Raw genomic sequence first — 8,128 nt, 5'->3', positions numbered from 1 at the left:
GGATCAGCGTGTGGCCAAGCGTTACGCTGGTTGGAATGGTGAGCTGGGCCAGCAAATTCTGAAAGGGCAGATGACGCTGACGGAAATTGCGCAGTACGCTGAACAACATAATCTGGCGCCAGTGCATCAGAGCGGCCATCAGGAACTGCTGGAAAATCTGGTAACCCATTATTTGTTCGACAAATAACAGGTTTCTGAGAACGTCCGTAAGCCCGGAAAGCCACGCGCTGCCGGGCCTTTCTTTAAGGAACGATACGCTATGTATATCGGGATAGATCTTGGCACCTCAGGCGTAAAGGCCATTCTGCTGAATGAGCAGGGCGATGTGATCGCTTCGCAAACGGAGAAACTCACGGTCTCGCGTCCGCATCCGTTATGGTCAGAGCAGGACCCTGAACAATGGTGGCTGGCAACGGATCGCGCCGTAAAAGCGCTGGGCCAGCAGCATTCGCTCAGTGAGGTGAAAGCGTTAGGGATTGCCGGCCAGATGCACGGCGCGACGTTACTGGACAAGCAACAGAAAGTATTACGTCCCGCAATCCTGTGGAACGATGGCCGCTGCGCTGAAGAGTGCGTAATGCTGGAGAACCTGGTTCCGCAGTCTCGTGCTATCACCGGCAACCTGATGATGCCTGGTTTTACCGCGCCAAAGTTGCTGTGGGTGCAACGTCACGAGCCGGAGATTTTCAGCCGGGTAGATAAAGTGTTGCTGCCGAAAGATTACCTGCGTCTGCGAATGACCGGCGATTTTGCCAGCGATATGTCTGATGCGGCAGGTACGATGTGGCTGGATGTCGCCAAACGTGACTGGAGTGATGTCATGCTGGCGGCCTGTAAGCTGTCTCGTGCGCATATGCCTGCGCTATACGAAGGTTGTGCGATTACCGGAACATTACTGCCAGAAGTCGCCCTGGACTGGGGAATGAATGAGGTTGCGGTCGTTGCCGGGGGCGGTGATAACGCGGCGGGAGCGGTCGGCGTAGGCATGATGAATGCCGGTCAGGCGATGCTTTCGTTGGGTACATCCGGCGTCTATTTTGCGGTAAGCGACGGCTTCCTCAGTAAGCCGGAAAGCGCGGTCCACAGTTTTTGTCATGCTTTGCCGGAGCGATGGCACCTGATGTCCGTGATGCTGAGTGCGGCATCCTGCCTGGATTGGGCGGCGAAATTAACCGGACTGGCGAGCGTACCGGTATTGATCGCCGCAGCGCAACAAGCGAATGCAGACGCCGAACCGGTCTGGTTTTTACCTTATCTGTCCGGTGAACGTACGCCGCATAATAACCCGCAGGCGAAGGGCGTATTTTTCGGTCTGACGCATCAGCATGGTCCGGCAGAACTGGCGCGGGCGGTACTGGAAGGTGTGGGTTTTGCGCTGGCCGACGGCATGGATGTCGTGCATGCGTGCGGTGTACAGCCAGCCAGCATTACGCTCATTGGCGGCGGGGCTCGCAGCGAATACTGGCGTCAGATGCTGTCTGATATCAGCGGGTTGCAACTGGATTATCGTACCGGCGGCGATGTCGGTCCTGCACTCGGTGCGGCGCGCCTGGCGCAAATTGCCATGAACCCGCAAAAGCCGTTATCAGACATGCTGCCTCAGCTTACGCTGGAACAGGCGCATTATCCTGATGCTGAGCGCCATGCGCTCTACCAACAGCGTCGGGAAACCTTCCGTCGAATTTATCAGCAATTACAGCCGCTGATGTCCTGACGACTTTCCCCTCTGGACAACAGAGGGGATTGATAAAATATATATTTCAATCTAATAAATAATTGATACGCATGAATTTATTCTGAAAATCCAGTGTAATGGCATATTTCTGTGTTGTCTTTAGCGGGTTATTCATATTGTACCCATGATGGATAAGGAGATCCCAATGAAGACCACCAGGCTGTTGCCATGGATATTATTCTTCTCTGGCATACTGATTTACGTTGTTGGCTTATGGCATGCCTGCCCGTTATTGAGTGGCAAAGGCTATTTTTTGGGTGCGCTGATGACGGGAATGTTCGTGACGTATGCTTATCAGCGTGCTGTAAATCTTAATCAGAATGACGAATGCTTCACCTCCATATGCAAGATGGTGGCGTTGATAACGCTGGGACTACTGCTGGTAGGGATATGGAATATTCCGTTAGCGCCCATCGAAAAGGGGCTATACCCGGCAGCATTCTTCGTGTGTTTGGTCGGACAAGTTTTACTGCTGCGTCCAGGGCAGAATGAACAGAACGGTGAGTCTTAACTCACCAGCCTGCGTGTATCAATGCGCTGCAACAGTATGGATAACAGCAGGCTACCCGCCAGCGTGGCGCTAAAAATCCATAGCATATCCAGCGGCGGCCAGTTCTTGAGTTCTAAACCGTTGGTGCGCAGCGCGTGAATGATCAGCGCATGAAAGCCATAAATACCCAACGAGTGACGGGAAATAAGGCCCAATACCGGCAGAGTGCGCGTGCTGAGCGTGTTTTTGACCAGCGTCAGGAGCGAGACGGCGCAAATAAATACTGCCGGGCCGCAGTAGAGGTACCAGGTATCGGCAAAATTGCCTCGCCAGCGCAGTTCATGCAACGTGCCTCGAGAGATAACAAACACGGCGACGATGAACAACGCTGCACAGAGCCTGGTGAGCGAACGTTTCTGTGTATCCATCATGCCAATCGCCCTTCCCAGCATGCCGTACAGGATGTAATAGAAAGTGTCGCCACTGATGTACAGGTTGATGGGAAGCCACTCAAAACCGCCGATTTTTTGCGAGACGGTGTTGGGATTGGCAATCACCCCAGTCACTACCATGAGCGCCAGCAGCATCTTGCCGCTGATATTTTTCACCTGTATCAGCGGGGAAACCAGGTAGATGACGGCAATGGCGAAGAAAAACCACAGGTGATAGAACACCGGCTTTTGCAGCAGGTTTTTCAGCGACAGCTCAGCGTTGATCGAGGTAAACAACAGGATATAGGCCAGAGACACGCTGCTGTAAAAAAGAATGCACAGCGCGATGCGCGTGAAATGACGCGGTTTGGCGCTGCGTTCGCCAAAAAACAGATAACCCGAAATCATAAAGAACAACGGTACGCTGACGCGAGAGGCGGAATTGAGCACATTGGCCAGATCCCAATTAAACGGGCTGATGCTGTGCGCATTGGTGATGTACCAGGTTGTGGTGTGGATCATCACGACCATTAAACAAGCTATTCCGCGCAGGTTATCAATCCAGAAAATTTTGGGCTGCATCAGTTCCTCTGTCTCCATTAAAAAAAGTCTGACCGATTTTTTGCGAGCGTAACTCACTGGAATAATCTGAGTTTTTACGCTAAAGCTTGAGATGGTCTGATGAGATTCTCAAAATAAGATCCGTTTCCAGACACTAATAATAAGACTGACCAGCAAACCAGGCGGTAATAAAATGATGATGAAGTATTTCTTTCCCGCGCTCGCTATCTTTTTGTTGGCGGCGTGCGCCGACACACAGCCGCCTGCACCTGCGCAGAAGGCGCAAAAGGTGAATGCCGCACGTTCGCTCGATATGGCGGCATTGTGCAAAAGTGAAGCGGCAGAGCTTTATAACACCGGCGCGCAGAAAATTGATATCGCCGGCCTGGAACAATTCCAGGGCAGCTATGAAATGCGCGGTTCGACCTTCCGTAAAGAGAGTTTTGTCTGCTCTTTTGATGCAGACGGGCAGTTTTTGCACCTTTCCATGCGCTAAGTTCCCCCTTTTTCCCGTTTCGTACTGTATATCTTGCAGCCAGCGGGTATACTGACCGCTTCCTTTAAATCCACACGTATCCAGCACGAAATAATATGCAAAAGTTTGATACCAGGACCTTCCAGGGCTTGATCCTGACCTTACAGGATTACTGGGCTCGCCAGGGCTGCACCATCGTTCAACCATTGGACATGGAAGTCGGCGCGGGGACATCTCACCCAATGACCTGCCTGCGTGCGCTGGGGCCGGAACCGATGGCGACTGCGTATGTGCAGCCTTCTCGTCGTCCGACCGACGGCCGCTATGGCGAAAACCCGAACCGCTTACAGCACTACTATCAGTTCCAGGTAGTGATTAAGCCGTCTCCGGACAACATTCAGGAGCTGTACCTGGGTTCTCTGAAAGAGCTGGGTATGGACCCGACCATTCACGACATCCGTTTCGTGGAAGATAACTGGGAGAACCCGACGCTGGGTGCCTGGGGGCTGGGTTGGGAAGTGTGGCTGAACGGTATGGAAGTCACGCAGTTCACCTACTTCCAGCAGGTTGGTGGTCTGGAATGTAAACCTGTGACCGGGGAAATTACCTACGGTCTGGAACGTCTGGCCATGTACATTCAGGGCGTAGACAGCGTTTACGACCTGGTCTGGAGCGACGGCCCGCTGGGTAAAACCACTTACGGCGACGTGTTCCATCAGAACGAAGTGGAGCAATCCACCTATAACTTCGAATACGCCGACGTGGACTTCCTGTTCACCTGCTTCGAGCAGTACGAGAAAGAAGCGCAGCAGCTGCTGGCGCTGGAAAACCCACTGCCGCTGCCTGCGTATGAACGTATTCTGAAAGCCGCTCATAGCTTCAACCTGCTGGATGCGCGTAAAGCCATCTCCGTCACCGAGCGTCAGCGCTATATCCTGCGCATTCGCACCCTGACCAAAGCAGTGGCAGAAGCTTACTACGCTTCCCGTGAAGCCCTTGGCTTCCCGATGTGCAACAAAGAGAAATAAGAGGCGGCCATGTCTGAGAAAACTTTTCTGGTGGAAATCGGCACTGAAGAGCTGCCACCAAAAGCACTGCGCAGCCTGGCTGAGTCCTTTGCTGCGAACTTTACCGCGGAGCTGGATAACGCTGGCATCGCGCACGGCAACGTTGAGTGGTTCGCCGCACCGCGTCGTCTGGCGCTGAAAGTCGCGAACCTGGCTGAAGCGCAACCTGACCGTGAAGTTGAAAAACGCGGCCCGGCAATTGCTCAGGCGTTTGACGCCGAAGGCAAACCGAGCAAAGCGGCAGAAGGTTGGGCGCGTGGCTGCGGTATCACCGTTGACCAGGCCGAGCGTCTGACCACCGATAAAGGCGAGTGGTTGTTGTACCGCGCGCATGTGAAAGGCGAAAGCGCTGAAACGCTGCTGCCGAACATGATCGCCACCTCGCTGGCTAAGCTGCCGATCCCGAAACTGATGCGCTGGGGCGCGTCTGACGTCCATTTCGTGCGTCCGGTTCACACCGTGACTCTGCTGCTGGGTGACAAAGTGATTCCGGCAACGATTCTGGGCATTCAGTCCGATCGCGTGATTCGCGGCCATCGCTTTATGGGCGAAGCGGAATTCACCATCGATTCTGCCGATCAATACCCAGAAATCCTGCGTGAGCGCGGTAAAGTGATTGCGGATTACGCTGAGCGTAAAGCGAAAATCAAAGCCGATGCTGAAGAAGCGGCGCGCAAGATTGGCGGTAACGCTGATCTGAGCGAAAGCCTGCTGGAAGAAGTCACCTCGCTGGTGGAATGGCCAGTAGTGCTGACCGCGAAGTTCGAAGATAAATTCCTCGCGGTTCCGTCAGAAGCGCTGGTTCACACCATGAAAGGTGACCAGAAGTACTTCCCGGTTTACGCCAACGACGGCAAACTGCTGCCGAACTTTATCTTCGTTGCCAACATCGAATCGAAAGATCCGAGCCAGATTATTTCCGGTAACGAGAAAGTGGTTCGCCCGCGTCTGGCGGATGCCGAGTTCTTCTTCAATACCGACCGTAAAAAACGTCTGGAAGATCATCTGCCGCGTCTGCAAACCGTGCTGTTCCAACAGCAACTGGGTACGCTGCGCGACAAGACCGATCGTATCCAGGCGCTGGCGGGCTGGATTGCTGGCCAGATTGGCGCTGACGTTAACCACGCAACGCGTGCGGGCCTGCTGTCCAAGTGTGACCTGATGACCAACATGGTCTTTGAGTTCACCGACACCCAGGGCGTGATGGGCATGCACTATGCGCGTCATGATGGCGAAGCGGAAGATGTGGCCGTGGCGCTAAACGAGCAGTATCAGCCGCGCTTTGCCGGCGATGACCTGCCGTCTAACCCGGTAGCCTGTGCCGTGGCGATTGCCGACAAGATGGATACCCTGGCGGGTATCTTTGGTATCGGCCAGCATCCGAAAGGCGATAAGGACCCGTTTGCGCTGCGTCGTGCCGCGCTGGGCGTGCTGCGTATTATCGTTGAGAAGAACCTGAATCTCGATCTGCAAACGCTGACCGAAGAAGCGGTTCGTCTGTATGGCGACAAGCTGACCAACGCGAAAGTCGTGGATGACGTTATCGACTTTATGCTCGGTCGCTTCCGCGCCTGGTATCAGGACGAAGGTTACACTGTTGATACTATTCAGGCCGTGCTGGCGCGTCGTCCGACTCGTCCAGCTGATTTCGACGCACGCATGAAGGCGGTATCGCACTTCCGTACGCTGGAAGCCGCGTCCGCGCTGGCTGCGGCGAACAAGCGTGTATCGAACATCCTGGCGAAGTCTGAAGAAACGCTGAACGACCGCGTGAATGCGGCAACGCTGAAAGAGCCGGAAGAAATTGCGCTGGCGATGCAGGTTGTGGTGCTGCGCGACAAGCTGGAGCCAGTCTTTGCAGCCGGGCATTACCAGGAAGCGCTGGTTGAGCTATCGGCACTGCGTGAACCGGTCGATGCCTTCTTCGAGAAAGTCATGGTTAACGTAGAAGATAAAGAACTGCGTATTAACCGTCTGTCTATGCTCGAAAAACTGCGCGAGCTGTTCCTGCGCGTGGCGGATATTTCGCTGCTACAGTAACGGTCCTGAGCTGACTTAGAAAATGCCGGATGGCGTCTCCGCCTTATCCGGCATTTTTTTATGTTGTTAGCGCAACTGCAACTTAGTCAGGCAGGTCTGGCTGTCTTCCATAGTCTTAATGGGATACTCGGCTGATTTACCGTTGTAGTTTACTGCGATGGTGCCTTCCATATTGCGCGGTAGCCATACCCCGACGAAGCCGTTTCGACCGCTTTTCATCGCTTTTTGTACCACGACCTCTCCCTTACTGTCCGTCACTTTGACATTGAATGTCTTCTCCGGCATTTCGCCCTGGCAGCCAGACAGACTATGGTTGAAGCAAGGGTGTGTTTGCCATTCATAGGGGGCAAATGACAGGTAGAATTTGTCACCGAGCGGCAGGGTATAAACCTGATCGCCAGAAGAGAGTTTCAGCGCGGTGCTGGTGACAGACGCTGAGTAAGGCAACGGGCGACTCTGCGGCGACTGGTCAATAGTCTCTACGATTTGCTCAACGGATTTACCGCTGAGTCCATGTTCCGCCAGAAAAGTGGCTTCCGGGGTCGCCGCGAATGCAGTGCCCGTTGTGAGCAAACCTAAAACCAGCAGCAGTGAGGATTTCGACATAGTTTCAATTCCTTGTGAACATTATGGAATACAGACTGGCTCACTATAAAGCTTGCCCTTAGGGAAAGGTCAAAGGTACGGCGGGTAAAGTAATGCAAAGACGCGTTTCGGTGGGATGTATTGCGAAATACAGGTAAAAAAAATCCCCGCCGTTTGGCAGGGATTCAGAATTTTGAGCTTTTTAAGCTTACAGGCTGGTTACGTTGCCAGCTGCCGGGCCTTTAGCGCCGCTTTCGATGGTGAAGGAAACTTTCTGACCTTCGTCCAGAGATTTGTAGCCATCGTTCTGGATAGCAGAGAAGTGTACGAACACGTCTTTAGAGCCATCGTCAGGAGTGATGAAGCCGAAACCTTTATCAGCGTTGAACCATTTTACGATACCAGTCATTTTACCGGACATAGTGTATTACCTTTTAAAAAATAAGTGTGCCTTTCGGCGATATGGCGTGCTCTACAGATTTTTTAACAGTAAAGGAAATGCTCACTACGAGGGGTATCAATGATAACTCTTGAAGGGACTTGCCTTACTAAACTGCTGTAATGGTCTGTACGTCAAACCGTTGAGAGCATTAACTCATTTTACGCCTGTGGATGCAACTACTATTTTCTTATTTGTGGATACCCTCCGTAAGGGAACGGCCCTTTTACCGGACCGTTCTTCAGCAAAATTAAAAAATAGTTCAATCCATCAACTGCTTACTTAATCTCGGATCGGCCTGGATC

The 8,128-nt window shown here is 53.1% G+C and carries 8 protein-coding genes and 1 pseudogene; 6 read left to right on the top strand and 3 right to left on the bottom strand.

Annotated elements, in window-relative coordinates; all coding sequences use genetic code 11:
• From KQJ18_RS19360 to yiaB, 3 genes and pseudogenes are all read left to right on the top strand, one after another.
• Positions 1-187, top strand: a pseudogene (locus KQJ18_RS19360) (xylose isomerase); the annotation flags it as partial.
• Positions 188-259: 72 nt separating this feature from the next.
• Positions 260-1,714: a xylulokinase gene (gene xylB / locus KQJ18_RS19355; protein WP_150345549.1), complete on the top strand. Its 1,455-nt coding sequence runs from the start codon at positions 260-262 to the stop codon at positions 1,712-1,714.
• A 166-nt stretch (positions 1,715-1,880) separates the two neighbouring features.
• A complete protein-coding gene (yiaB, locus tag KQJ18_RS19350) occupies positions 1,881-2,246 on the top strand; it encodes an inner membrane protein YiaB (protein WP_069323738.1) in 366 nt (121 codons plus the stop codon).
• Here the strand turns inward: yiaB and KQJ18_RS19345 are convergent.
• Positions 2,243-3,238, bottom strand: coding sequence for an acyltransferase (locus KQJ18_RS19345; RefSeq protein WP_216422521.1), 996 nt, complete (start codon positions 3,236-3,238; stop codon positions 2,243-2,245). The genes yiaB and KQJ18_RS19345 overlap by 4 nt on opposite strands.
• A 172-nt stretch (positions 3,239-3,410) precedes the next feature.
• Between KQJ18_RS19345 and KQJ18_RS19340 the strand changes: the two genes are divergently transcribed.
• From KQJ18_RS19340 to glyS, 3 genes are all read left to right on the top strand, one after another.
• On the top strand, positions 3,411-3,713 hold the full coding sequence (locus KQJ18_RS19340; RefSeq protein WP_038635204.1) for a YsaB family lipoprotein: 303 nt from the start codon (positions 3,411-3,413) through the stop codon (positions 3,711-3,713).
• Positions 3,714-3,808: 95 nt separating this feature from the next.
• Positions 3,809-4,720 (top strand): glycine--tRNA ligase subunit alpha, encoded by a 912-nt coding sequence (gene glyQ / locus KQJ18_RS19335; protein WP_001168552.1) that lies wholly within the window; start codon positions 3,809-3,811, stop codon positions 4,718-4,720.
• A 9-nt stretch (positions 4,721-4,729) separates the two neighbouring features.
• Entirely contained in the window at positions 4,730-6,799 is a 2,070-nt protein-coding gene (glyS, locus tag KQJ18_RS19330; RefSeq protein ID WP_042311682.1) for a glycine--tRNA ligase subunit beta, read from the top strand.
• A gap of 66 nt (positions 6,800-6,865) precedes the next feature.
• Here the strand turns inward: glyS and cueP are convergent, their stop codons facing one another.
• Complete coding sequence (gene cueP, locus KQJ18_RS19325) at positions 6,866-7,405, bottom strand: copper-binding periplasmic metallochaperone CueP (RefSeq protein WP_042311683.1); 540 nt, start codon at positions 7,403-7,405, stop codon at positions 6,866-6,868.
• A gap of 187 nt (positions 7,406-7,592) precedes the next feature.
• Positions 7,593-7,805 (bottom strand): RNA chaperone/antiterminator CspA, encoded by a 213-nt coding sequence (gene cspA, locus KQJ18_RS19320; RefSeq protein WP_000014594.1) that lies wholly within the window; start codon positions 7,803-7,805, stop codon positions 7,593-7,595.
• Positions 7,806-8,128 lie beyond the last annotated feature (323 nt).

This window comes from Citrobacter sp. S55_ASV_140 (genome assembly GCF_018919505.1).
Taxonomy (GTDB): domain Bacteria; phylum Pseudomonadota; class Gammaproteobacteria; order Enterobacterales; family Enterobacteriaceae; genus Citrobacter; species Citrobacter werkmanii.
This window is presented reverse-complemented; position numbering and strand designations above follow the sequence as displayed.

Bases quoted from the DNA above. Each gene is read 5' to 3' on its own strand.
- glyQ (WP_001168552.1), top strand. From the start codon at position 3,809: ATGCAAAAGTTTGATACCAGGACCTTCCAGGGCTTGATCCTGACCTTA.
- cueP (WP_042311683.1), bottom strand. From the start codon at position 7,405: ATGTCGAAATCCTCACTGCTGCTGGTTTTAGGTTTGCTCACAACGGGC.
- yiaB (WP_069323738.1), top strand. From the start codon at position 1,881: ATGAAGACCACCAGGCTGTTGCCATGGATATTATTCTTCTCTGGCATA.
- glyS (WP_042311682.1), top strand. From the start codon at position 4,730: ATGTCTGAGAAAACTTTTCTGGTGGAAATCGGCACTGAAGAGCTGCCA.
- xylB (WP_150345549.1), top strand. From the start codon at position 260: ATGTATATCGGGATAGATCTTGGCACCTCAGGCGTAAAGGCCATTCTG.
- KQJ18_RS19345 (WP_216422521.1), bottom strand. From the start codon at position 3,238: ATGCAGCCCAAAATTTTCTGGATTGATAACCTGCGCGGAATAGCTTGT.
- cspA (WP_000014594.1), bottom strand. From the start codon at position 7,805: ATGTCCGGTAAAATGACTGGTATCGTAAAATGGTTCAACGCTGATAAA.
- KQJ18_RS19340 (WP_038635204.1), top strand. From the start codon at position 3,411: ATGATGATGAAGTATTTCTTTCCCGCGCTCGCTATCTTTTTGTTGGCG.